Annotated in this window: 21 protein-coding genes; 10 read left to right on the top strand and 11 right to left on the bottom strand. The window is 57.5% G+C overall.

Annotated features, from left to right (window positions below; genetic code table 11):
- Positions 1–50: 50 nt before the first annotated feature.
- Positions 51–1,607 carry an MFS transporter gene (locus AC1RN6_RS03520; protein WP_493003052.1) on the top strand — a complete coding sequence of 519 codons (1,557 nt, stop codon included), beginning with the start codon at positions 51–53 and terminating at the stop codon, positions 1,605–1,607.
- 80 nt (positions 1,608–1,687) lie between these two features.
- On the opposite strand, the gene AC1RN6_RS03515 is transcribed toward AC1RN6_RS03520, so the two are convergent.
- The gene (locus AC1RN6_RS03515; RefSeq protein WP_493003050.1) at positions 1,688–2,251 is read right to left on the bottom strand and encodes a TetR/AcrR family transcriptional regulator; all 564 of its coding nucleotides are present in this window, start codon (positions 2,249–2,251) and stop codon (positions 1,688–1,690) included.
- Positions 2,252–2,438: 187 nt separating this feature from the next.
- Here AC1RN6_RS03515 and AC1RN6_RS03510 point away from each other — a divergent pair, with 187 nt between their 5' ends.
- Positions 2,439–3,806 carry an amidase gene (locus tag AC1RN6_RS03510; RefSeq protein ID WP_493003048.1) on the top strand — a complete coding sequence of 456 codons (1,368 nt, stop codon included), beginning with the start codon at positions 2,439–2,441 and terminating at the stop codon, positions 3,804–3,806.
- Positions 3,807–3,971: 165 nt separating this feature from the next.
- The gene (locus AC1RN6_RS03505; RefSeq protein WP_493003046.1) at positions 3,972–4,823 is read left to right on the top strand and encodes a haloacid dehalogenase type II; all 852 of its coding nucleotides are present in this window, start codon (positions 3,972–3,974) and stop codon (positions 4,821–4,823) included.
- Between the two features lie 176 nt (positions 4,824–4,999).
- Here the strand turns inward: AC1RN6_RS03505 and AC1RN6_RS03500 are convergent, their stop codons facing one another.
- Positions 5,000–5,446 (bottom strand): gamma-glutamylcyclotransferase family protein, encoded by a 447-nt coding sequence (locus AC1RN6_RS03500; RefSeq protein ID WP_493003045.1) that lies wholly within the window; start codon positions 5,444–5,446, stop codon positions 5,000–5,002.
- Positions 5,447–5,617: 171 nt separating this feature from the next.
- Here AC1RN6_RS03500 and AC1RN6_RS03495 point away from each other — a divergent pair, with 171 nt between their 5' ends.
- A complete protein-coding gene (locus AC1RN6_RS03495; protein WP_493003044.1) occupies positions 5,618–7,399 on the top strand; it encodes an EAL domain-containing protein in 1,782 nt (593 codons plus the stop codon).
- 375 nt (positions 7,400–7,774) lie between these two features.
- On the opposite strand, the gene AC1RN6_RS03490 is transcribed toward AC1RN6_RS03495, so the two are convergent.
- Complete coding sequence (locus tag AC1RN6_RS03490; RefSeq protein WP_493003042.1) at positions 7,775–8,671, bottom strand: LysR family transcriptional regulator; 897 nt, start codon at positions 8,669–8,671, stop codon at positions 7,775–7,777.
- A 148-nt stretch (positions 8,672–8,819) separates the two neighbouring features.
- On the opposite strand from AC1RN6_RS03490, the gene AC1RN6_RS03485 reads away from it, so the two are divergent.
- From AC1RN6_RS03485 to AC1RN6_RS03460, 6 genes are all read left to right on the top strand, one after another.
- Positions 8,820–9,671 (top strand): aldo/keto reductase, encoded by an 852-nt coding sequence (locus tag AC1RN6_RS03485; protein ID WP_493003041.1) that lies wholly within the window; start codon positions 8,820–8,822, stop codon positions 9,669–9,671.
- 113 nt (positions 9,672–9,784) lie between these two features.
- On the top strand, positions 9,785–10,198 hold the full coding sequence (locus AC1RN6_RS03480) for a (R)-mandelonitrile lyase (RefSeq protein WP_493003505.1): 414 nt from the start codon (positions 9,785–9,787) through the stop codon (positions 10,196–10,198).
- Positions 10,199–10,223: 25 nt separating this feature from the next.
- Entirely contained in the window at positions 10,224–11,051 is an 828-nt protein-coding gene (locus AC1RN6_RS03475; RefSeq protein ID WP_493003040.1) for an SDR family oxidoreductase, read from the top strand.
- A gap of 351 nt (positions 11,052–11,402) precedes the next feature.
- Positions 11,403–12,368, top strand: a complete 966-nt coding sequence (locus tag AC1RN6_RS03470; RefSeq protein ID WP_493003039.1) for a PEGA domain-containing protein — start codon at positions 11,403–11,405, stop codon at positions 12,366–12,368.
- A gap of 71 nt (positions 12,369–12,439) precedes the next feature.
- Positions 12,440–13,567 (top strand): hypothetical protein, encoded by a 1,128-nt coding sequence (locus tag AC1RN6_RS03465; protein WP_493003037.1) that lies wholly within the window; start codon positions 12,440–12,442, stop codon positions 13,565–13,567.
- 77 nt (positions 13,568–13,644) lie between these two features.
- Positions 13,645–14,853 carry a tetratricopeptide repeat protein gene (locus tag AC1RN6_RS03460; RefSeq protein ID WP_493003036.1) on the top strand — a complete coding sequence of 403 codons (1,209 nt, stop codon included), beginning with the start codon at positions 13,645–13,647 and terminating at the stop codon, positions 14,851–14,853.
- A gap of 73 nt (positions 14,854–14,926) precedes the next feature.
- Here AC1RN6_RS03460 and AC1RN6_RS03455 read toward each other — a convergent pair whose 3' ends face one another.
- The 8 genes from AC1RN6_RS03455 to AC1RN6_RS03420 form a co-directional block, all read right to left on the bottom strand.
- On the bottom strand, positions 14,927–15,835 hold the full coding sequence (locus AC1RN6_RS03455) for an IclR family transcriptional regulator (RefSeq protein ID WP_493003035.1): 909 nt from the start codon (positions 15,833–15,835) through the stop codon (positions 14,927–14,929).
- 129 nt (positions 15,836–15,964) lie between these two features.
- Positions 15,965–17,536: an AMP-binding protein gene (locus AC1RN6_RS03450; RefSeq protein WP_493003034.1), complete on the bottom strand. Its 1,572-nt coding sequence runs from the start codon at positions 17,534–17,536 to the stop codon at positions 15,965–15,967.
- A gap of 30 nt (positions 17,537–17,566) precedes the next feature.
- Complete coding sequence (locus tag AC1RN6_RS03445; protein WP_493003033.1) at positions 17,567–19,345, bottom strand: ABC transporter permease subunit; 1,779 nt, start codon at positions 19,343–19,345, stop codon at positions 17,567–17,569.
- Positions 19,346–19,362: 17 nt separating this feature from the next.
- On the bottom strand, positions 19,363–20,454 hold the full coding sequence (locus AC1RN6_RS03440; protein ID WP_493003031.1) for an ABC transporter ATP-binding protein: 1,092 nt from the start codon (positions 20,452–20,454) through the stop codon (positions 19,363–19,365).
- 37 nt (positions 20,455–20,491) lie between these two features.
- Positions 20,492–21,559 (bottom strand): ABC transporter substrate-binding protein, encoded by a 1,068-nt coding sequence (locus AC1RN6_RS03435; RefSeq protein WP_493003030.1) that lies wholly within the window; start codon positions 21,557–21,559, stop codon positions 20,492–20,494.
- Positions 21,560–21,678: 119 nt separating this feature from the next.
- On the bottom strand, positions 21,679–22,452 hold the full coding sequence (locus AC1RN6_RS03430) for an enoyl-CoA hydratase/isomerase family protein (RefSeq protein ID WP_493003029.1): 774 nt from the start codon (positions 22,450–22,452) through the stop codon (positions 21,679–21,681).
- Positions 22,453–22,914: 462 nt separating this feature from the next.
- Entirely contained in the window at positions 22,915–23,802 is an 888-nt protein-coding gene (locus AC1RN6_RS03425; protein WP_493003027.1) for an NAD(P)-dependent oxidoreductase, read from the bottom strand.
- Positions 23,803–23,883: 81 nt separating this feature from the next.
- The gene (locus AC1RN6_RS03420; RefSeq protein WP_493003025.1) at positions 23,884–24,684 is read right to left on the bottom strand and encodes a transporter substrate-binding domain-containing protein; all 801 of its coding nucleotides are present in this window, start codon (positions 24,682–24,684) and stop codon (positions 23,884–23,886) included.
- Positions 24,685–24,734 lie beyond the last annotated feature (50 nt).

Below are 24,734 nucleotides of genomic sequence, written 5' to 3'. Positions count from 1 at the left end.
TGTTGAATTTTGTTTTTGACGGATAAATCTAGGATACGGAAAGAAAATTTATGACCGAAAATCAACAGACCAGGCATTCCAGATGGGTGCTTTACGTCACTTGCATTGTGTCTTCCTTAGTCATGCTTGATTCGAATGTGGTGGCGGTCGCTTTACCAACCATTGCGCGTTCAATCAACGCAGATTTTTCCGCGCTTCAGTGGGTCATCACCGCCTATGTGCTTCCGTTTTCGGCACTTCTTCTGGCAGCAGGGGCGTGGGCTGATATTTATGGCCGCAAACGAGCGCTCCTGCTGGGCCAGGCAATTTTCGCGATTGCTTCGCTGGCCTGCGGGGTGGCTACGTCCGGGTTGATGCTCAACATCGCGAGAGCATGCCAGGGGGTTGGCGCAAGCATGTTGCTGACAGCTACGCTTGCGGTAATCAATCACCAGTTCCACGGAAAGGAACGCGCCAAAGCATACGCATTCTGGGGTTCGTGTTTAGGAATTGCGATCACCTGTGGCCCGGTCATCGGTGGCGTTATTTCAAACTATTGGGGCTGGAATTGGGTCTTCCTGATGAATATCCCAATTTGTGCGGTATTGATGACCGCTTCGCAAAAACTGATACCGGAATCGCGCTCGCCTGTCGCCAAAAGTCTTGATTATCCGGGGATCGTCACGTTCAGTGCAGGACTGTTTCTGCTGACGTGGGCGCTGATCGATGGCAATGCGCTGGGATGGAACAGCAACGCCATCATCGTGCGTATGGGGTCAGGTCTTGCTCTGCTTGCCATTTTTTACGTCGTGGAGAGAAATCAGGCTGATCCCATGGTCGACTTTCAGATTCTGGCGACCCGCAAGTTTGTTGGCAGTGCGTTCGCCATGCTGGGTTACGCCGGCGCTGCGCAGGTCATGATCTTCTATCTCCCGCTGTATCTTCAAAACACCTATGGTTTTGCGCCCGCCAAGGCCGGACTCGCGATGCTGCCTTTTGCCCTCCCGATGTTCCTCATTCCCAAACTGGGGGCGGGGCTATCGCAGAAAATCTCTGCTAAGACGATGTTGATAATTGGTTTGTTCGCCTCGGCGTCCGCCAACATGTTCATGGCTTTTTGCAGCGGTTCCGACGCGTCTTATGGACTCTTCGCATTCGCGATGATCTGGGCAGGTGTCGGCGCCGGTTTGCTCAACGGCGAAACGGCCAAGGTGTTGCAGGGAGCCATTCCACCCGAGCGCGCCGGCATGGGATCGGGAATCAGCGCCACCGTCAGGTTCATGGGGCTGCTGTTCAGCGTGGCCGGACTGGGTGCGTTGCTGGGAGAGGTAACGGGACGGAGGTTTGCAGACCTGGCTTCGGGTCAGGGATTGCCATTGGATGTCGCTCACCAGTTGGCAAAGGCGTTCTTGGCCGGAGATGTTGCGTCGATCGCAGGGCCGACCTTCCTGCAATATCAAGTGTCGCTGCATCACGCATTTGATTCCGGTTTCGGTTACATGTCAGGCGCCGCCGGAGGTGTTGGATTGGCTGCATTGCTCCTGGTATGGATTATTTATCCGGGAACGAACGCTGAAATTTCACATGCGGGCGGCAGCGGCGAGCATGTGGTTGTTCCGGGCGAATGATCCGACCGGGGGGGGGGCGGGATGCCATAGCCGCAGTTGGGCGAGGCATCCCATTCCATCCGAGGATGAGCGACGGATGATCAGGCCGGGAGCAACCCGCCCGCCCGGTAGCCCTCGACGATGGAGTCGTACAACGAAATGTCGCACCTCCCGCGCGCAACCAGCTGCGCACCGGCAATGGCGGCGAATATCGCGTAAGCCCGGCGCTCGCTCTCTTCCGGCGAGACGGTGCCAGCCAGCAAAACAAGTTTCTTCAACCAAGTGACATTGACGTCCGTGAAGATTTGCACCTCCTTCTGCACCTCCGCAGGGAGATCATCATATTCAGATGCCATGAAGCTGCACAAGCACATGCGATTGTCCGTCTCAAGCGCGACGCGAAATGTGCTCGGATATCTGCGCAGGCATTCCACAGGATCTTTATGTTCTTCGAAAATCGCATCGAAAGTGGCTGCGGCGTCTTCCCAATAGCGTTTTGCAACGGCTACGCCCAAATCCGCTTTGCTGGGGAAATGATGATAAATGCTGGCGGCTTTGATGCCGACGTCAACGGCTAGGTCACGGAAATTGAGTCCGTTATAACCATGCGCCTGAGCGGCTCGTGTCGCCGCCAATAAAATTAATTCACGTGAATTGGTGCTCATTGCGATCTCCGGTTACCCGTCATTTTAACAAATTACCCTACCAACTGCTAGACAGGCTTGACAGCATAAAATCTCCGGCCTATTATTTGCCTACCAAGCGCTTGGTAGGTTAATTTGATTATCACCAGCAACAATCATTCGTGGGATCGCAATGAACTCTGAAATTACATACTTTGATGCAACAAAATTGGCCGGCTTGATCCGCCAGCGTGAATTGTCTGCGACGGAAGTCGTGAAGGCGCATCTGGATCGCATTGATAAGGTCAACCCCAAGATCAACGCCATCGTCACACTGAATGCAAAGCAGGCGCTGGAAGCTGCGGCCGCAGCGGACAAGGCGGTCGCACAAGGCGCGCAGGTCGGGCCGCTGCATGGCGTGCCTTTTACCGTCAAGGACGCACTCGATACCGCCGGCATCCTTACGCAACGCGGCTCGAAACTGTTCGTTGGCAATGTCCCGGCCAAAGACGCAACCACGGTCGCACGCCTGAAGGCAGCCGGGGGGATCATTTTGGCAAAAACCAATGTGCCTGAATTCTCCACTTGGACCGAAACGGACAATCTGGTCACCGGCCGCACTAACAACCCGTGGAACCTCGATCGTACTCCCGGCGGCTCGTCCGGCGGTGAGTCGGCGGCAATCGCAGCGGGCATGTCCCCATTGGGTATCGGCAGCGATGTAGCCATCTCCGTGCGCGGACCTGCCGCCTTCACAGGCATCGCCGCGCTGAAGGCCACGCACGGTCGCATTCCCTACACCGGGCACTATCCCACTGTAACTTCGCAATGGTGGCACGTCGGCCCGATGGCCCGCACCGTGCGTGACGTGGCGCTGGCGTATTCGATCCTTAAGGGGGCTGACGGCGCCGACGGCTATGCGGTTCACGCCAGAAGCGCACAGGCAGATACAGGTCTCGTTGCCGGCCAGACTATCCGCGTCGGCTGGGTATCGGAGGCAGCATTCGGTCCGGTTGATCCGGAAATCACCGCCGCCGTCGCTACCGCAGCTCAGCAACTGGCGGATCTGGGCTGCGAGGTCGAGGAAGTCGAACTACCGTTCCTGGACGACCCGCTCTCGCCGTTGATGCAGATGGTGTACGCCGAGCAGGGGCCGGTAATTCGTGAGCTGGCCAAGGGAAAGGTGGATCAGCTGCATTTCATCGGCAAGTACATTTACGATTCACCGGACCCCTCGTTCACCGACTTCAATGCCGCACTGCGCAAGGCGGAGGCACTCCGTTCGGCATTCTCGGCATGGTTCGACAAGTACGACGTACTACTGTGTCCGGTCACACCGATGACCGCTACGCCTCATGGAGCGCAGGAACTCGTGGTCAACGGCAAGACTGTCTCGTGGCTGCATGTGATGAGCGCGACCTCTGCGTTCAATCTGACAGGACTGCCGGCGCTGTCTGTGCCGTATTCGCTGAGCTCAGAGCGATTGCCTATCGGCATTCAGTTGGTATCGCGTTGGCTCAATGAGGACGTTCTCCTGCGTCTGGGTAGCATCCTGGAGCGCAGTGGCGGTCTGGGTAACCAGTGGCCTGCACTCTGAGCGTGAAGGCCGCTCGCAATTAACCTGCGGCGCTCGCAACTGAGAGCGCCGCAGGGCTTTACCGATGATCGTATCGAGACGCCATGCCGCAGCCAGAAACGTTCGGTGCCTTCGGCGCATCGTCTGCGGCAGAACTGAATTCATTTCTCAACGCAAAGGATAGTCATGGACACTCAAGAATCTCTCACAAACCTCGGGCGTCGTAATCTGCTGCGAACAGCTGCCGGGGCAGCACTATCGGCAACATCCGTCGCAGGTATTTTCCAGGGAAACACCGTAGCTCAAGCCGCGGTTACCCAAGGCACAGTGGAAAACATCGGCTCAATCAAAGTGCTTGCCTTCGACTTTCAAGGGAGCTGCATGAATTTCTACGATCCCATCACCGAGATGGGGCAAGCCATCAATACCAGGAAAGGGTTGGCGCTGGACTGGACGAGCTTGACGAAGGGATGGGTGAACAACCTGTATCAACTGGTCGGTGCAAGCAGTAAGATCTACGTGCCGGCCGCACACTTGTATCGGCGTGCCCTGGATCAGCTGCTGGAGCAGCAGCATCTCTCTGACACATTCAATAATGCAGAGCGCGAGCAAATGATGACGGTCTGGGATCGCATGATTCCGTGGCCGGATACGGTCGAAGGATTGACGAGGCTGAAACGAAAGTTCGCGTTGACGACACTTTCAAATGCATCGATGGCTTCAGTTTTTCAATCGGTCCGACGACATGCCTTGCCTTTCGATCAGGTGCTGACCGGGGAGTTGGTGCAAGCCTACAAACCAGCGTCCCAAGTCTACAACCTCGTAGTGGCGATGCTTGGATACAAGGTGGAAGAGGTCCTGTTCTGCGCGACGCATCTTGTCGATTTACGGGAAGCAAAAAAATTCGGCTACAAAACGGCCTGGTGGCCACGTCCCACTGAGACAGGCCCCGGGCAGATCATCGACACCTCGCCAAAACCGTTTGTAGATATTAACGTACGAGACATCGTCGATCTTGCGGAAAGACTCGGCGCCTAGCAAATCAAAGCCTCCGTTCCCAATACGAACAGCATGGCAATGTGAATTGCCATGCCCTGTTTGCATCAACAGATATTTTTGCGTTCAGTTGCGCGTCATTATGAAACAAAAAATCGTGCTTACGACGCTTTTAAGATTTTGAATAGCTGCTTCTGGCCGGTTGCGGACATCAATTCTCAAACTGATTGCGATGAACGAGGCCGATAAAGTAGTGCGTCAGCCAGTTCATAGGAGGCCAAAGGCCCCTTCTTTACCATCTTCATTTCAAACTGTTCGGCTGGTTTCAGATACGCATATACCTCGATTGGATTTCGCGAATCGCCTTCCGTGGGAATGACGGATATCTGAAGTCGCCGGTATCCATCAGATTCGTGAATGCGCTCGAGATTGTCCATGGCTTTTAGTACGGCATCGCTTACTGAAAAAATCTGCCCCCTTACAGCCAGGCCGTCTCCCGGGCTTGCAATCATCCAGGGCGACATTCGCTCACCAATCAGGTAGAGCGGGAAACGTTCTGTGGTCACAAACTCACCTGGGTAGCGAATACCTCGATTAGTCGAGAAGTTGGGAAATCCCTCTTTCAAAGTACCGAATACGAAAACCAGGTGGTGGCTTGTGTCCATCGCGACATCCTTCATTTTTTACTAATTTTATCTAAATGTTGTCGGCTTCTGGCCGGTTGCCGGCATTCGAGACAGCCAAGCAAAAACAATACTTTTCCTCTGATCACATGGTAATCTGTAAAAACGCCAAGTAGGACAAGATCAATCTTTGTGCCGAAAGGTGCCTCTGTCATGCGAAATACGATCAATAACGAAAGCCCGGTCTCTTCTTTTCCGACTTTCGAACTAGTGGTCTTAAATACATGGACCGCGGCATTGATGGTGGTCGATGCTACGGCAGAAAATGCCCCTATTATCTTCGTCAATCAGGCATTCAGCGAATTGACCGGCTATCAGTTGCACGAAATCGTGGGGCGTGATTGTCGCTTTCTTCAAGGTCGCGAACGACCGGAAAGAGCTGAAGATGCCCTAAGACAAATGCAGCGGCAAGGACATACACGGCTGGTGGCTCGCAACTATCGCAAGGACGGTACCCCGTTTTGGAATGAAGTGACGCTGTCGCTAATGACCGATACCGCTGGCATGATTACTCATTTCATTGCGGTGTTGATTGATGTCAGTGATCGTTTTAATGGTTTGAGTCAAAGCGGCTATTCCTGGCGGCCCGACATTTATCCAACTCCGATTGTTGTTGATGAGCAGAGTCAGGTAGAGAAAGATCGCCTGTTTTTTGAGTCGTCATTAAGACAAGCGGTACTCGCCAAGAGTTTTTATCTTCAATACCAACCGGTTATCTCCATGCGTACGGGAGACATCATTGGATTGGAGGCATTGATCCGCTGGACCCATTCTTCTCTCGGCGTAGTACCTCCTTCGCATTTCATTTCTGTAGCAGAAGAATTGGGATTGGTTGAGGATATTGGTGATTGGGTTTTGCAAACCGCTTGTCTCGATATGCGGCAGCGGGCAACTGCAGGGTTAGCACCGTTACGCGTCGCCGTGAATGTGTCACCCTATCAATTCAGCAGTCCACGCCTGACTGACTTGATTCAGAATGCTATCGAACGCAACGATCTGGATACCTCAATGCTGTGCCTGGAGATCACTGAAGGCGCGGTCATGTTGGATACGGAAAATACCAGAACTACACTGCAACGATTAAAGGCGATGGGCATTGATCTGCTCTTGGATGATTTTGGTACAGGATTTTCATCTTTGAGCTACCTTAAGCGATTTCCCTTTGATCGAGTAAAGATCGATCGCTCATTCGTTACCAACCTTACTGAAAACAGCGATGACGCGGCCATTACCAAAGCGATCATCGCCATGGCACATAGCCTGGGTATCAAAGTGATCGCCGAAGGAGTCGAAACAGAAGCGCAGTTCGCAATCTTGCGGGATCAACAATGCGACGAAATGCAAGGCTATCTCTTTTCACGAGGCATTTCGTCCCAGGAACTCGAGATCCTGCTCAGGGAAAATAGGTGCCTGCCATCACGCTTATTCGGTGCAGGAAACGCCACTCGCACCATTTTACTGGTAGATGACGATGCGGAAATGCTTTTGCAATTGCAGGAGCCATTGCGCCGAGATAATTACGAAATTCTGATAGCAAGCAATGGCGAAGAGGCTCTCACAATACTAGAGAAACATAATGTGGACGTCATTCTGAGTGATCAAAGCATGCCTTATATGACAGGCGTGGAACTACTGCGCAATGCTCAGGCGCTCTATCCTGAAACCATAAGGATTATTCTTTCTGGTTTCTCAGAATTGCAGTCAGTGACGGACGCCATCAACGATGGTGCTGTCTATAAATTTCTGACCAAGCCATGGGACGAGACCAAGCTACGCGCGCATATCCATGAAGCATTCGTGCGAAAAGAACTCTCGAACGAGAATCGTCTTTTAGGCGACGAGATAAAAATTAAAAATCTGGAATTGAATGTCCTAGCCCGAAAATTGCATGAACTAGGCGTACAAAAGAAAACGACCGTTATGACCGAAACTTGATATCAGACTAACTCGCAAGAACGAGGCACGTCAGCGACTTTTCTCGCTGACTACTGAAGTAAAGATGGTAGCGACCGTAAGGATGTGTGAGATCTCGTTGAAGATATTTACAGACGCATGTGTGGAATACACGGAATTGCCGAGGACGGTGTGTTTTTAGCTCGCTTGGATTCCAGCACTGGATGAGCTATCAAGGAAATAAGCTCTAAATCGGCAGCGAGGGGATTCGGCGTACCTGGATCAAGCCGGCCCGGTCTTGCATGTGCTGTTGTCCTATGCACAAGAACTCATTGTCCAGATATCGCGCTCGGCCGTATCGGGCAGAGCAAAGGCAAGCGTCAAACTGATTTAGTTTTTTCAATATGCGCCGAGAATTTATCGACCGTCATATCGCAATGCATTCGCCAGCAATGTGAATGCAGGCGATGGTTGGCGACGACTGGGGTAATACAGGTGATACCCCGTAAATGTCGGCCACCAGTCTTCGAGCACCGGCACCAGTCCTCCGTTCGCGAGGGCGTCGCTGACCACATCTTCCAATGTGAATGCCAGACCTAGTCCGGCCAGTGCCGCACTCACCAATTGGGAAACGCCGTTCACCACGAGCTGGCCGTCCACCCTTACGTTCAGCTCACGCTTGCCCTTTTTCAGTTCCCAGGCATACAACCCACCCAAGGTCGGCAAACGCAGATTGATGCACAGATGCTCCGTCAAATCCTGAGGCGTCCTGGGCGGCGGTCGCTTGTCGAAGTATGAAGGTGATCCGACCAGCGCCATGCGCACGTCGGGTCCGATGCGCAGCGCAATCATGTCTTTGGCAACTTGTTCACCCAGCCGGACCCCCGCATCGTAGCGTTGCTCCACGATATCAATCAGGCGGTTTTCCGAATTGATTTCCACTTTGATGTCGGGATAGTCCGGCAGCAATTTCGCCAGTTTCGGCACGAGGATGGAATTGGCCGCATGTTCCGAGGCAGTGAGCCGCAATGTCCCCGATGGTTTGTCGCGCAGTTCGCTGAGAGCTGCCAGCTCGTTCTCGACCTCTTCCAAACGGGGAGCGATGGTCAGCATCATGCGCTCGCCGGCCTCGGTAGGGGCAACGCTGCGTGTGGTGCGGGTCAACAGGCGAATACCCAGCCGGGCTTCCAGCTCTTTTACCGTCTGGCTCAGCGCCGATTGCGACACGCCGAGTTGCGCGGCGGCCTTGGTAAAGCTGCCTTCGCGCGCAACCGCGATGAACGCCAGCAAATCATTCAAGTTTTCGCGCGCCATTTAATAAGCCCTGCTTATAGGTTTATCCCGATTATAGCCACTAATCAAATGACTCTGTATTGACTACAGTGTAGCTGTCATTGAAACCCATAGGACGCCAACAAGCTGTCTGCGCTTGTCGTCCTTGCGCAAGGGAAAGAAACCGAACATGCAATACGTCACTTTAAACACCGGGCACAAGATGCCCATCCTCGGATTCGGCGTCTTCCAGATCCCCGACGCACAGCAATGCGAACGCTGTGTGATCGACGCTATCGAGACCGGTTATCGGCTCATCGACACGGCCGCGTCATACCTCAACGAAGAAGCGGTCGGCAAGGGCATCAAGCACAGTGGCATTGCGCGTGAAGAGCTCTTTGTCACGAGCAAACTCTGGGTGCAGGATGCGGGCTACGAAGGGACGAAGAACGCCATCGAGAAATCCCTGTGCAAACTGCAATTGGATTATCTGGACTTGTACTTGATCCATCAACCCTTTGGCGATGTGCACGGTTCCTGGCGCGCGATGGAAGATGCGCATCGCGAAGGAAAGTTACGCTCGATTGGCGTCAGCAATTTTCATTCAGACCGGCTGATGGATATCAGCGCATTCAACCAGATACGCCCCGCAGTCAATCAGGTCGAAGTCAATCCCTTTCACCAGCAAGCGGAGGCCGTGTCGTTCATGCGCGATAACGATGTCCAGGCCGAAGCATGGGCGCCGTTCGCCGAAGGCCGGAACGGCCTGTTTCAAAATGCCTTGCTGGCCGGCATTGGCGCGAAGTACGGCAAGTCCGTAGGGCAGGTCGTCTTGCGCTGGTTAATCCAGCGCGATGTCGTGACGCTGGCCAAATCGGTGCGCCGCGAACGCATGGCTGAAAATCTGAGTGTGTTTGATTTCACGCTGGACGCCGATGAAATGGCGCAGATCGCCACGCTGGAAACTGGAGAAAGCAGCTTCTTCTCTCATCGCGATCCAAAAATTGTCAAATGGATGAGGGAACGGCGTCTCGACGTCTGAAGCGCATCGGTGACGCAAATGCAGGTGGCTTGTTCCGCCATACAAGGAATCGCCGTCCCTGCATCCGCTTGCTTGTTCGTTGGTCAACAAAATTCCGATTTGAAAGATTCATGATGAAAATTACACGTAACGGCTCCACACCTTCGGCCAAAGGTCCTGCCCGGTTTTTCACTGGCGCAGTTCGTATCGACAGCTTTTTCCAGGCCGAAGAACCGGGACGCAGTGGCGGCGCAATCGTAACGTTCGAACCCGGCGCGCGCACTGTGTGGCACACCCATCCGCTCGGGCAAACACTGATCGTCACCAACGGCGTTGGCTGGACACAGTGCGAAGGCGGCCCGCGCACGGAAATCCGCGCCGGCGATGTGCTCTGGTGCCCTTGCCGGAAGCGTCATTGGCATGGCGCCACCGACACCACCTCGATGACGCATGTCGCCATCACCGAAATGCTGGATGGCAAAAACGTCGAATGGATGGAGCCGGTCACCGATGAGCAGTACCTCGCGGGTCCGGTAGTGAAAGACTGAACGGCCAGACAGAAAAGGAAATGCCATGAAAGAAGTCATTGTCGTCATCGGATCGGGATCGATCGGTCAGGCAATCGCACGCCGGGTCAGTGCAGGAAGGCATGTCGTTCTGGCCGACTTGCGCGAGGAAAACGCCAATGCGGCGGCGAAGACCCTCAGCGAAGCCGGATTCGATGTGAGCATTGCTGTCGTGGATGTCACGTCGCGCGAGTCGGTGCATGCTCTGGTTGAAACCGCTACATCCTTCGGCACGGTCACTGGTCTTATTCATGCTGCGGGAGTTTCTCCCTCTCAGGCTTCGCCTGCCGCTATCTTGCAGGTCGACCTGTATGGAACCGCGCTGGTGCTGGAAGAGTTCGGTAACGTCATTGCTCGCGGTGGTGCAGGTGTGGTGATTGCATCGCAATCGGGGCATCGTCTTCCTGCCTTGTCGCCGGAGCAAAACAAGGCCCTTGCGACTACGCCGGCCGACGAGTTGCTCGCGCTGCCCATGTTACAACCGGATCGGGTGACGGACTCGCTCAATGCTTACCAAATTTCCAAGCGGGGCAACACGCTACGCGTCATGGCTGAGGCAGTGCGCTGGGGAAAACGTGGGGCGCGTATCAACACGATCAGCCCGGGCATCATCATCACGCCGTTAGCCAAGGATGAACTGTCCGGCCCGCGTGGCGCCGGTTATCGCCGCATGCTGGAACTGTCCCCTGCCGGACGGGCAGGAACTCCCGACGAGGTCGGCAACGTCGGTGCGTTGCTTATGGGGCCGGATGGTGCATTTATTACCGGCAGCGACTTCCTGATGGATGGCGGCGTCACAGCGGCTTACTGGTACGGAGAACTTGCTCCGACTTGAAACGGTTTGTCCGCTTCTGGCCAATTTCCGATTTCCGATTTCGGCGCTCCGCTTCAATTTTGCGGTAATTCGCATATTTTTCAGAAAAAATCCTGCTATTCGCAACTGGACACGATCGTCTGGAATCAGGTTATTGCTGTCCAGATCTTTGCTATCGGAAAAATAAAACGGTTTGCAGCGATGCAAACCGCTTTTTATTGAGGCTGGATGTTACCCTTCGCGCCGGTCATATTCCTCTTGGCACTTCCGTACGACCGCGCTGTGGCAGCAAGCGCTTTGCAACTGTACATTCCAACGCCAACTTGCTACAGTCCCCTGAACAAAAAATAATTCTTCATCGGGGGAAGTTTCATGAAACGTTTTGCCGCCTTATGCAGTGCGCCAGCCGTATTGCTGGTCTCGTCGATGGCCTGTGCAGCTGCGCCCAGTGCGATGCTGCGCGTCGTTTGCGAAGATGCCGACAAGGGGGCAGAGGTCATGGTTGACGGCAAATTCAAGGGTGAATGCCCGGTCGACATCATGCTCACAGAAGGATCGCATAAGTTGCGCGTGAGCAAGCCCGTCGGTTCCACGCAGGAGCAATTGTTCGAACAGGACGTCCGTCTTGGCGGCGGCACCAGCAAGCGCATTGATGTCGTGCTGTCGCAACCGCAAATGAACACTGCTGCGAAACGCGCGGCGGACGCTGCCAACAGCGAGCGTCGGCGGCAGGCCGAAGCGCGCCTGGCCAAGATGATCAAGTCGGCGCCCAACGATCCCCAGGCGGCCAATGAACTTGCGAAGTACTATTTTCTTGACGCCAGATCCTGCTACTTGTTCAAGCCGGTTCAGGGGGAGACCGTTTCCTGGACCGGTCCTTGCCGCGATGGCATCGCTTCGGGAAGCGGTGAATTGAAATTCGAAGCCAACGGTGCCGTCACTGCCCGCTACGTCGGTACGCTGGCGGCAGGCTGGGCAGACGGGCAAGGTACCCTGTACCTTAAAGACGGCGAGGAATACAGAGGAGACTTCGTCGAAGGCTTTCGGGATGGGCATGGCAAGCAGGTGCTCAATAACGGCGTCTTCGAGGGCGAGTTCAGCAAAGGCCTGCGTAACGGCAGAGGCGTGTATGCCTGGAACACCGGCGATCGCTACGACGGCAACTGGGTCGGCGGCAAGCGCCAGGGTAAGGGCGATTTGCTGACCAAGGACGGCTATCGCTATATCGGCGACTTCACCAACAATATGCGGCACGGCAACGGTGTCGTGATTGCACCTGACGGTACGCGTGTGGAAGGCCGGTTCGAAAACGACGACCGAGTCGGACCGCCGCGGTAAACGGACAGCGTGGCGGGGAATTCCAGGGCGCGTAATTGCGAAATTCAGCATCAGAACAAAAGGGGAAAGCTTTGAGTACAGAGAAGTTGGCCGTGGGGACGGTCCGCATTGCGAATGTCCTGCGCATACTGGTGCTGTCATGCGCCGGCCTGGCGATGGCTTCCGCGCAGGCCGGACCGCAGGATCTGCTGCGCATGAGCGAACAGCTGGATCGTGTCGACAAAGGCGATTTCGACGAAGCACTGTCCAAAGCCTCTCAATGCACGCGCGTGCGTGACTACACCTGCGCAGAAACCCAGTTGAAAAACGCAAGGAAGTTTTCCACCGATTCCAAATCCAAGAGTGCACTCAAGCGTGCAGAAGATGAGCTGCTTGCCGAACGTGCGCGCGAGAAGGAAGAGCAACGTCTGGCTGCGCAGCGTCAGCGTGAACAGGAACAGCGGGAAGCCGAGCTTCGCCAGGCCGAACAGCGTGCGCGCGACGCCGAACGGCAAGCGCAGGCAGAGGCCGAGGAGCGAGAGAATCTCAACAACCGCATCGCCGCTGCCGGCAACGCGTATTCGCAAACCATCCGTGCACAGGCCAATTCCAGAGCGGCGGAACAGGCGCGCAACCAGCAATTCGCACAACAGCAGGCTGATGCCGCCCGCAACGTGGCGAACGAACAGCGACGGCAGGCACAAGAGCGCTCCCAACTGGATTCTCAGCGTCTGCAACAGCAGCGCCAGGCCGAAGCGCAGCGCATCCAACTGGCGCAAGCCCAGCAGGATAACCAGCGCGCACAAGCTGCTGCAGCGGCAGCAAAGAGTGCGCCGGTGAGCCAGCCGGTGCGTGATGTGGCGCCGGCTGCGACCGCAGCAGCGCCGCAAAAGAAATCCAATTCGATCAACACCGGACGCGAGGCGATGCGCTGCGTCTCCGTCAGCCGCGAGAAAGAAGATCTGGGTTTCACCAACACCTGCAATATCCAGATCTTCGTCGTCTGGTGCGGCAATCTGAAATACAGCAAAAAGCAATGCGGAGACGGTCCGGCCGGCAACAGCTTTTACACGCACTCGGTCAACGTCGGACCGGGCGACAAACAATATGCGCGCGGCGTCGGCGACTATCACTATGCGGCTTGCGAAGGCGGGATCGCATTTGGCAAGGACGAGATTCAGGATCGTCCTGACGGCACATTTACTTGCGTTCCAAAATAGATTTTCGCAACGACGGGTAATGCAAATTCACCCTCCCATTATTGAAGCAGACAGTCGGTTGGCCGAGAGAAAACGAGATGAAAAAAATAACAAATAGCGGGTACTTGTTGCTTGCGTTCTTGCTCGCACATGGTCTGGCCGGTGCGGCTGAGCCAAAAGCAAAAAATGCCAGCGCGCAAAAACAGGCGCCGACGGAATTGTCTGCAATCCGTTTCCTTTGCGAAGGTAAAGCCGCCAATTCCGAAATCAGGGTCAATGGCGTCCTGAAGGGCGAGTGTCCGCTCGATATGGAGGTGAAGCCCGGTCTCATCGAGATCACGGCAACGAAGAAGCGTGATGACTATTACGAACAACTCTTTGAACAGAGCTTCACGCTCGGCGGAGGCGTCGCAAAACGGGTCGATATTGTGTTCAATCAGCGGCCGCGGTTCCGGCAGGATGCCATCGAGCGCACTGACAAGGCGGTTGAGGCCAGCGAGAGCGTGCTCGAAGCCCGGCGTCGCAATGAGATCCCCGCGCTGGAAAGTGCTGCTGCCGGCGGCGACGGCGCCGCCATGGCGCGCCTCGGTATGTTTTATAGAGCTGGACTGGCCGGGCCGGTCGACATGAAGAAGTCCGTGGACTGGTACAAAAAAGGCGCGGAAGCCGGCAATGCCGAAGCCATGTACGAATATGCGTGGCTGTCGGAGCAGGGCAATCGGGTACCCAAAAATATGGCGCTGGCTATCGGGTTCTATCAAAAAAGCGCAGCGCTGGGAGAGCCTCGCGCGCTGCAGAGAATGGGCATGTTCACGGAAAAAGGCAGCGACGGGTTTCAAAAGGATCTTCGTCTGGCAGGTACTTATTACTTCAAGGCTGCAGAGGCCGGCAGTAAATTGTCTTCGATCATGTATTGGGGAATTCTGCCCGAGGCCGAAAAGGATGCGGCCCTGGCGACGGAAGACAAGCTGGCGGCAACAGCGACCAGGATCCAGTTGAAGAAAGCTGAAGCCGGCGAGGACTTCGATGCGCTGACTGACGCGGCAGGAACCTACACCTTCGGCACCTATGGAAATGCGGCCAACCCTGAGCGAGCGCTGACTTACTATCGGATGGCATTGCGGCAAAAAAAGAAGCAGGCGGCAGCGGGGGATGCGGAAAGCAACTACCAATTGGGATACTGGTATGCAGAACGTGTTCTGGGTTTGCCCCGGGATAAAAAAGAAGCGGTGCGTTATTACAAACAAGCACAGCAGCTTGGTCATCCGAACGCTGCGGAGGCCTTGAGGAAACTGCAGTCGGAGTAAATCAGTTCACCGGTTCACCCGAGCGGCCGTTCAATTCTGCAATCTGCAGGGCGCGCGTGCCGCAACCCTCTTGTCATCGCCCCTGAATCGAAATCGCCCGTGCCGCCGACATCACCAGATCGGCGTGGCGGCGCTCATCCGCATCACCCGACCAGCGCGCCGTGGTGATCGCCATGTTGACGGCGCCGACCGCGCGTCCGATGCGTGAGTCGGTGACCACGGCTGCAGTGGAGATGTCTCCGAAAAAATATTCTTCACGAATGTGTGCATATCCCTGTTCGCGAAATCTGGCCAGACGTTGTTTGATCTGGCCGCGGTCGGCGATGGTGAAGGGGGTATATGTCTTGAGGTCGGTGTGGTCGAGGATGTCGTCGACTTCGGCTTCGCTCAAGGTCGACATGATTGCCAGTCCCGATGCCGTGCAGTAGGCGGGCAGGCGGGTGCCGGTGACGACATTGGGGTTGAGCACGTTGCGGCTGACGATACGCTGGACGAACACCACGTCGGGGCCGTCGAGGATGGTCAGGTTGGTGGTTTCTTCGGTTTCCTGGCTGAGCTGCTGCAGATAAGGCGTCGCCCGGCGCACCAGTTCGCTCGAGGTCAGGTAGTGGTACGCGAAGTTGAGCACCTTGGGCGCCAGCTCGTACTTGCGGACTACTTCATCCTTGGTGAGATAGCCGAGCGTCATCAGCGTGTAGGTGAAACGCTGTGCCGTGCTCAGGTCAAAGCCGGTCAGGGCGGCGATCTGCGACAGCGACAACTGGCGCTGCTGGCCGTCGAAGGCCATCAGCACGCGCATCGATTTCTCGACCGAGTTGACATATAGCGGCGAGTCTACGCCAGTGTTGTCCGGGCGGGCCGGTTCGGCGGCGGCTGTCGTTGCGGCCTCCTTAGCGGGCCTGGCCGCCTTGGTCTTTACCTTGAGGTTCGCGGTGGTCGATGGCGCTTTTGCGCCTGCGCTGTCAGTGGTTTTTCTCATCATGGGTGGTTTTGATCTGCCTGTCCTGGCTGTACGGCGTATGCGATTGTAAACCTTCCTGGCGCTTATTCCTGCATATCACCCGGCATGACGTTTTCGGGACGATATGCAGGGGTGGCTTTTTGTTTCTTGTCAGCTTCCGGTTTTGAGGGTGCGGTCGTTCATGTGCTGCCGGTCCCACGCTGCGCTGATGTCGCGCTTGAGCAGATGCTTCTTGATGCGTTCGCTGAGCGTGGTCTCAAAACTGTCGGCCTGCAGGTAATAGCGCGGCGTCTGGTAACTGGCCAGCTTCGACTTTGCCCACTCCGCCAGTTCGTCGAAGGCGCTGCTCCGGCCTTCCTTGAACTGAACGTACAGCAGGATTTCCTGTTCGCCGACCTCGCTTTCCACGCCGACAGCCGCCGCTGCGGCAATGGCGGGATGCATCACGAACACGCGCTCGATTTCCCAGGCGGAGACGTTCTCGCCGCGCACGCGCATGCTGTCCGTCTTGCGGCCGACGAAGTAGAGGTCGCCGTCGGCGTCCATGCGCGCCAGATCACCGGTATGGAGCTTGCCGTTTTGCAGCGCTTCCGCCGTCGCTTTCTGGTTGTCGAGATAGCCGGGCAGGAAACAGCCGTCGATGTCGCTCGACACCACGATCTGACCGATCTCGCCGGTCGGCACGGCGGCGCCGCTGTCGTCCAGCAGTTCCACCTTCAGCCAGGGCAGCGCGCGGCCGATGGAGCCGCGTTTGCCGGTGGCGTTGACCGTGGCGAAGCTGGAACCTTCGGTCATGCCGTAGCATTCTCGCAGTGTCAGTTGCAGGCGTTCGAGAATGCCGTCCCATGCCTTGGCGGAAACACCTGCACCCCAGGCCACGCGGATGCTGTGCTGCGCCGGCTGCATCTGTGGCGGCAGTTGCGCGAGGATGTCGAGGATGCCGCCCAGGTAGTGCAGATGCGTTGCCTGCGCGGTATCGATCTGCTGCCAGAACTTGCTGGAAGAGAAGCGCTCGACGATATGCAGTTCGGTCTTTTCGAGGAAGGGCACCAGCAGCATCTGCGCACCGCCGATATGGCACAGCGGTTCCCACACGAACATGCGGTCGCCAGCCTTGACGTCGGAGACGATGCGGGTGGCTTCGCTGGCGATACGCATCATGCGGTGGGTGAACACCACGCCCTTGGGCGCGCCGGTGGTGCCGGAGGTGTAGATCAGGCAGAGCGGATGATCGTTGGCGATGGCGGCCGCCACAGGCAGTTGTGCAGTGGATGCCTTGGTATCTTCGATGATTTCATCCAGCCAGACCAGCTTGCCGTCGAGATCGGTTAGTTCGCCCAGCGGTTCGGCAAACGTACGCTGCGCGATGAACAGGTCCGGCGTGCAGTGCCCCAGCAGATAGCTGATGCCGGGCGCCTTCAGCCGCGTATTGACCGGTACCCAGACCACGCCGGTCAGCATCAGCGCATAGATCATCGCCATGTGGTCGAGGCCGTTTTCCAGCATCAGCGCGACACGGTCGCCTTGTCTGACGCCGCGGCCGGCGAGCCAGGTTTGCATGGCGGCCACGCGCGAGGCCATTTCGCCGAACGAGGTTTTAACGCCGTTGAATTCGAGCAGCGTGCGCTCGCCGTTGCCGAGCAAGCCTTCGTGCAGCAAGGGGACGACGTCGAGTGCATCGCGTTCGGATCGGACGGGGAAGTAGTTGGTATAGCTGTGCATAGTCATCTGAAGTAAGAATGTATCGCCCGATCAGCGGCGTCGGAAAGTTTTATAAAGGGAAGGCGCCAGCACCAGCAGCGCGATGACGATCACCATCACCAGCGATACCGCGGCGAGGGTCGGATTGACTTGCAGGATCATGTCGTCCCACATCTGCTTGGGCAGCGTGTTCTTCATGCCGCCGCTGACAAAGATGGCGATCGTCAGTTCGTCGAAGGAAATGATGAAGGCCATTTGCAGCGCTGCCGCGACACTGCCGATCATCATCGGCAACTGGATGGTGCGCAGCCGTGCGAATGCCGAGGCGCCGAGGATCTTGGCCGCATCGTCGAGCCGCCAGTCGAAGCGCTTGAGCGCTGCCGCCATGGTGACGACGACATAGGGGATCGCCAGCACGGTGTGGCCGATGGTCAGGCCGAGATCGGTGCCGACCAGCCCCATCCGCGAGAACAGATAGAACAGTCCCACCGCCACCACGATGCGCGGCACGATCAGCGGCGCCAGCAGGAAGGCGAACACCGGCTTGGTCCAGCGCCCGGGCAGGCGCGTCAGGGCCAGCGCGGCGCCGATGCCCAGAGCGGTGGACGCCAGCGCCGTCACGATCGCCACGCCGAACGAGCGCAGGAAAGACGATTGCCATACCGGAGAGAACAGGAAGGCTTCAAACCAGCGCAAGCTGAAACCCTGCGGCGGAAACGAGAGGAAAGGCGAATTGGTGAAGGCGATCGGAAACACCACGATGATCGGCAGCGACAGCAGCGCCACGGTCAGCACGCTGTACAGCTTCAATCCTTTTACGCGCGTCAAGGCAGGTCCGCCTGCGCCATAGCCGGCGCCGCACACGCGGCCGATGGCGATCAGGGCGGTCGTCATGAAGGTGGAACTATTGCGCTTCGGCGCCGAGCGGGTTTCTCCGCTGAGCGAGGACAGGCCGACCAGCTTGTCGTAGAGCACGAACACAGCCACGGCGAAGATCAGCAGGATCGTCGACAGGGCGGCCGCATACGGCAGGTTGAACAAGTCGTTGATCGCAGAGATGACCAGTTGCGCCACCATGGTTTCCTTCGGCGTGCCCAGCAGCGCCGGCAGGATGAAGAATCCCAGACTGGTGATGAACACCAGCAGGCCCGCCGCCGCAATCCCCGGTCCCGCCATCGGCAGGAAGATCGAGAAGAAGGCGATGGAACGATTGGCGCCCAGCGTTTCTGCCGCCTGCAGCAATTGCGCATTGACGCCGCGCATGATCGGCAACATGTTGATCACCGCCAGCGGCAGCATCGCATGCACCATGCCGATCATCACGCCCATCATGGACGGCGCCATCGCTTGCGGATCGTCGACCAGCCCGAGGCTGACCGCCAGCGTCAGCAGGATCCCGGTCTTGGACAGCACCAGGATCCAGGCGAAGGTCTTCACCAGATAGCTGGTCCAGAACGGCACCATGATCCAGATCATCCAGCGCTCGCGAAACTTGTCGCTCAGCTGGCTCAGGAAATAGGCGATGGGAAACCCCAGCACCACCGACAGCAAAGCCGTCAGGCCGGAGATCAGGAAGGTATTGCCCAGCACTTTTGCAAACACCAGGTCGTTGGTCATGCGGCGGAACTGGTCCAGCGTGACGTGGCCGTCGACGTTGACCATGCCGGTCTGCAGGATCTCGACCACCGGCACGCAGAAGAAAGCGATCAGAAAGACGAAGCACGGCACGGCGGGAAGCCAGGCGCGCAGCGATTTACCGAAGGCCGACGTGCGCGAGGCGGCAGAGTGTGGAGCGTGAGAGGCGGAAGTCAGGAGAGTGGAAGTCGACATGGCGCGTCCCGGTTTGCTTAGCAGGTCACCACGGCGGTATGCGCCGGGTTCCACGTGACGCCGACGGTGTCGCCGGGCACAGGTGCGTCACGGCGTCCGCAGCGCAGCAGGAAGGGCTGGCTTTCGCCGATGTCGACCAGCACGCGGAAGTCCGATCCGGCGAAGACCACCTCGCGTACCGTCCCTTTGACGTAGGCGTCGTCGGCGGAAGACAGGCGCGCTTCCTCGGGGCGGATCACCAGCGAGATGTCATTGCTCCCGGCCGCTTTGCCGGCCGGCATCAGCGAGTGCACGGGCAGATGCGCAGGCACGTGGATCGGCACGCTGAAGCGTGTGTTGCTGAGGCGGATGTTGTCGTCGCCGGCATGTTTTTCCACGCGGCCCGACAACAGGTTGGAATAGCCGATGAACTGCGCCGAGAAGGCCGTCGCGGGACGATCGTACAAGTCCTGCGGCGTACCGATCTGTTCGATCTTCGACTGGTTCATCAGGCAGATGCGGTCGGACAGATTGAGCGCTTCTTCCTGATCGTGCGTGACATAGATGAAGGTTGCGCCGAGATCCTTGTGCAAGCTGCGGATCTCGGACTGCATGTGCTCGCGCAGCTTCTTGTCCAGCGCGCCCAATGGTTCATCCAGCAAGATCACCGAGGGTTTGTACACGAAGCAGCGCGCCAGGGCGATGCGCTGTTGCTGACCGCCGGACAGCTCGCGCGGCAAACGATGCGCATAGCTTCCCATCTGCACCATCTCCAGCGCATCCTTCACCGCAGCCGCCATGGCCGCCTTGTCCATCTTGCGCATCCGCAGCGGATAGGCGATGTTCTCCCACACCGACAGGTGCGGGAACAGGGCGTAGCTCTGGAATACCATGCCGATGCCGCGGTCGCCGGCGGCGGCATGGGTCGCATCCTTGCCGTTGATGAGCAACTGGCCGCCGCTGGGTTCGACCAGCCCGGCGAGAATTTGCAGCAGCGTGGTCTTGCCGGACCCGGACGGCCCCAGCAAGGTGAGGAACTCCCCGTCCCGTACTTCAAGATCGGTCGGGGAGAGCGCGGTGACGCTGTCGTAGTGCTTGCTGATCGCTATGGTTTGCAGTCTGGCAGTCATGATGTCTTCGCGATTGAGAGTAACTTGAGAAAACTACTTACGAGAGCAGCCAGGCGTTGAAACGATCCGACACGGCGTTGCGGTTCTTGTGCCACCACGGGCCGCTCGGCGGACGCATCAGCGCGATGTTGGCGGGCGCCGTCGGCAGGATCGAAGCGCGTGCAGCCGGGATGTCCTTATAGGCTTCCAGCGCCGTCGGTCCGTAGGCCAGCGTGTCGGTAAAACCGCTCTGGCGCTTGGCGTCGGCACAGAACTTGACGAAGTCCTTGGCGATGGCCGCTTTCGGATTACCCTTCGGCACGCCCCAGCCTTCGACCGAATAGAGACCCTGATTCCAGTTGATGGCAACCGGCGCACCGCCTTCGATGGCGGTTTGCGCGCGTGCATTCCAGGTCGAGATCATGTCGACTTCGCCGGACTGGATCAGTTGCATCGCCTGCGCACCGCTGGTCCACCAGACCGAGATGTGTTTCTTGATGCGGTCCAGGCTCTTGAAGGCGCGGTCGAGATCGAGCGGATAGAGTTTGTCCATCGGCACGCCGTCGGCCATCAATGCCTGTTCCAGCGTGTCGATGGCGTTACGGCGCAGCGAACGGCGGCCCGGGAATTTTTCCACGTTCCAGAAATCGGCCCAGGTCTTCGGCGGATTCTTGCCGAGCTTGTCGGTGCGGTAGGCGAGGATGGTCGCATACACGTCGACGCCGACGAAGTTCGACGTGATCGAACCCGGCAACATGTTCTTGAAGTCGGTCGGTGCGATGCCCAGCGGCTCCAGCATGCCGGTTTCTTCCAGGATAGGCACGTCTTGCTGCAGCGTCAGCGTAGTCACGTCCCAGACGAAATTCTTGGTCTGCACCATGGCCGTAAGTTGCGCCAGCGGCTGCGCTTCGCGCGCGACGTTGACGATCTTCACGCCGGTGGCTTTTTCAAACGGATCGTAGAACGCCTTGCGATACGCTGCGGTGTAAGGACCGCCCGGATCGGCGACCACCAGTTGCTTGGTTTGTGCGAACACAGCAGGAGCGGCGCCGACGCCGGCCGCTGCTGCCAGTCCGCCTGCCATCTTCAATACGGTGCGGCGTTGTTGATTGATTTGCTTAGTCATACCTACTCCCTTGAATAGTGAATTAGAGAACCATCAGACCTGCCATTACTGAAATGCAAAAACGTTGAAACCGGAGCTGCAATACAAAGTGCAATCTGTGCAGCCGTGCAACGGAGCCATCAGCCTGCGATGGAGCGGCCGCGCTTTTTAAAGAACTCTTCCATCATGCGAGCCGGTTCGCCGGTGGCGTAGGCTTCGGACTGAATGCGGCGGCCGGCGGCGATGGCGTCGACGAAACCCGGTTCGGTGATTTCGTAGAAGCGTTGCTTGTCCAGGCGCATGGCGACCGGCGGTTTGTCGGCGAGGTCGCGCGCGATCGCCAGCGACTTGCTCATGACTTCCGCTTGCGGGACCAGGTGATGGATCAGGCCGAGGCGGTGCGCTTCTTCCGCTTCCATCAGGCGGCCGGTCAGGGTCAGTTCAATGGTGCGCGACAGGCCCAGCATCTGAGTCATGATCCATGGACCGGTCACGCTCGGAATGCCCGAATTGATTTCCGGCTGGCCCATGCGTGAACCGGCGTGGCCGACGCGGATGTCGCCCAGCAAGGCAACCTGGAATGCCGAACCGGCGGCGGTGCCGTTGAGCGCCATGACCAGCGGCTTCTTCAGCGCGCGCAGCGTGCGGTAGTAGTTTTCCCATTCCGTCATCCACTCATCGGCGCGTGTCTCATCGAAGCCGTGCGCTTCTTCCAGATCCTGCCCCGCGCAGAAAGCACGGTCGCCGGCGCCGGTCATGATGATGGCGCCGATCGCGGCTTCCTGATCGAAGCGTTTAAGCGCAGCGATGATCTCGTTGCGCATTTCCGTATTCCAGGCGTTGAGCTTTTCAGGGCGATTGAGCGTGATGACCGCAACGTTTCCATCGATTGCCAGTTTGATAAACTTTTCCATAATTATTCCTATGTAATAACTAATGTTTTATAATGCTAGTAAGTGTTGCAGCAATAAATATGCCTGTCTATATGCAATGCAAAATGGCTTATTAAGCTCTGTGGTGGTGCATTTGGTGAGCGGATTACATTGCGCTGCACTACAAAAGTTCGGCGCGATGGCGTGGCGTGGTGCGGGGATGGATGGACTGCGGCGAGGGAAGCGAAGAGGGGAATCGGGGAAATGGCGTCGCACATCGTGCTGTGCGTGACGAAAAGAAAAAGCCCCGAGAGGGGCTTGATATTGCTGAATGGTTGTTGGATGAAACGTCCGCGAAAGATGCTTCTACGTTCGCCGTCGTCCCAGCGAACGCTGGGACCCAGTGTCGTAACGACGCTCAATAAGACGCTGGATCCTGACTTTCGTCAGGACGACGGCTATCGGTATTTGCAGAGGGGCGCTTGACGAATGCGCTCCGGCAGCCTACCTCTTCGCCGCCAGCCTGTCCTTGTGCGCCTTCACCATCGCACCCAGCATCTGGTCGCCGAATCCTTCTTTCACGCTCTGCTGCAAGGTCGCGGCGACGTGCGTGCCGATCATGGCCGGGTTGGCGAACTGCGCCGTCATGTTGTTGTAATAGCTGAGGTCCTTGCCGGCGTTGGCGACGCTGAACTTCATGCCGTCGGAGCGGCCCTCGAGGATGCCGCCGGCGATCATCTGGAAGATGCCGCTGTTGGCGCCGCCTTTGCTGATCACTTCAAAGAACTTGCGCTGATCGACGCCGACCGCATCGCACATGGCCAGCGCTTCCGTCGTCAGCGTGGCAATGCCGATGGCGATGAAGTTGTTGAGCAGCTTCAGCTTTTGCGCGCTGGTGGTGTCGCCGATATGGAAGATGTTTTCGCAGAAGGCTTCCAGCACCGGCTTCACTTTTTCAAAGGTCGCCGCGTCTGCGCCGACCATGGTGTTGAGACGGCCTTGCATGGCTTCTACCGGCGTGCGCGCCAGCGGCGCATCGACGAACTTCACGCCCTTGGCGGCCAGTTGCTCCGCAATGCGCGCGCTCGACATCGGTTCACTGGTAGAGCAGTCGATGATGATCTGGCCGCTGCGGCAGTTTTCCAGAATACCTCCGGCGCGGAACATCAGGTCTTCGACCTGCGGTGAGCCGGTGACGCACAGGATGATGGCATCGGTGCTCGCGACCAGATCTTGCAGACTGCTCGCCTCGCGCGCGCCTTCGGCGACCAGCTCTTCCACCGGCTTGCGATTGCGGTTACCCATGACAGTGACGTTGAAGCCCTTGATGACGAGGTTGTGCGCCATGCCCTGGCCCATCATGCCGACGCCTATGAATCCGATATTTTTCATGACTGGTGAATTGCTTTCTCTAAAGTGGAAAAAGCCGGCGCAACCGGAGGCTGCGCCGACGTGAAACGAGCTGTTGTGCGCTTACTTCGGCATGTATTGCGAGAGGTCTGCCAGCGGTGCGCCGGCGGCGGCTTCATACGATTTGGCCAGATTGCCGTTCTTCATATTGGTGACGACCCAGTTGTTGATCCACGCGAGCAGCGCCGTGTCTTCCTTGCGTACGCCGATACCGTGCGGGACAACCTTGACCGCGAACTTGGTTTCGATGTTGCGGCCCGGATTCTTGCGTGCGGTTGTGGTCACCAGTTCTTTGGCGGTGCCGATGGCGTCGACCTGACCCGACAGCAGCGCGGCGGCATTGGTCGAATCGTCGTCATAGCGCACCAGCGTCGTACCCTTGGGAACCAGCGGTGTCAGCAGCGTGTCTTGCAGGTTGCCGCGCACGACGCCGACGCGTTTGCCGGCCAGGTCGGCCAGGCTCTTGATCTGCATCGAGTGCTCGGCGCCGACCACCGATTCCGACGCGCTGTAGGGGACGCTGAAGTTGATGACCTTGGCGCGTTCCGGTGTGATGCTGAAGGATGCGATCACGATGTCGGCCTTGTTGGTCAGCAGGAAAGGCACGCGGTTGGGGCCGGTGACCTGGATGATTTCCATCTCGACGCCGAGGTCCTTGGCCAGCATCTTGGCGGCGCTGACGTCGGAGCCGTAGGGTTGCAGCTTGTCGTCGGTCATGCCGAAGGGCGGTGAGCCGAGGTCGATGGCGATGACGATTTTCTTGCGCTGGCGGATGTCGCTGAGCGTGTCGGCGCTGACCGACTGGGCAAGGCAGACCAGTCCGAGGAAGGCCGCGGCCACGTATTTAATGTTGACGAATTTCATTGCTATCTCCTGGATATAAGAATTGTTGTTCACTGCTGGCGTTGCGTTGT

It is taken from the genome of Herbaspirillum sp. GW822-FHT03A08, from assembly GCF_058801885.1.
This window is presented reverse-complemented; position numbering and strand designations above follow the sequence as displayed.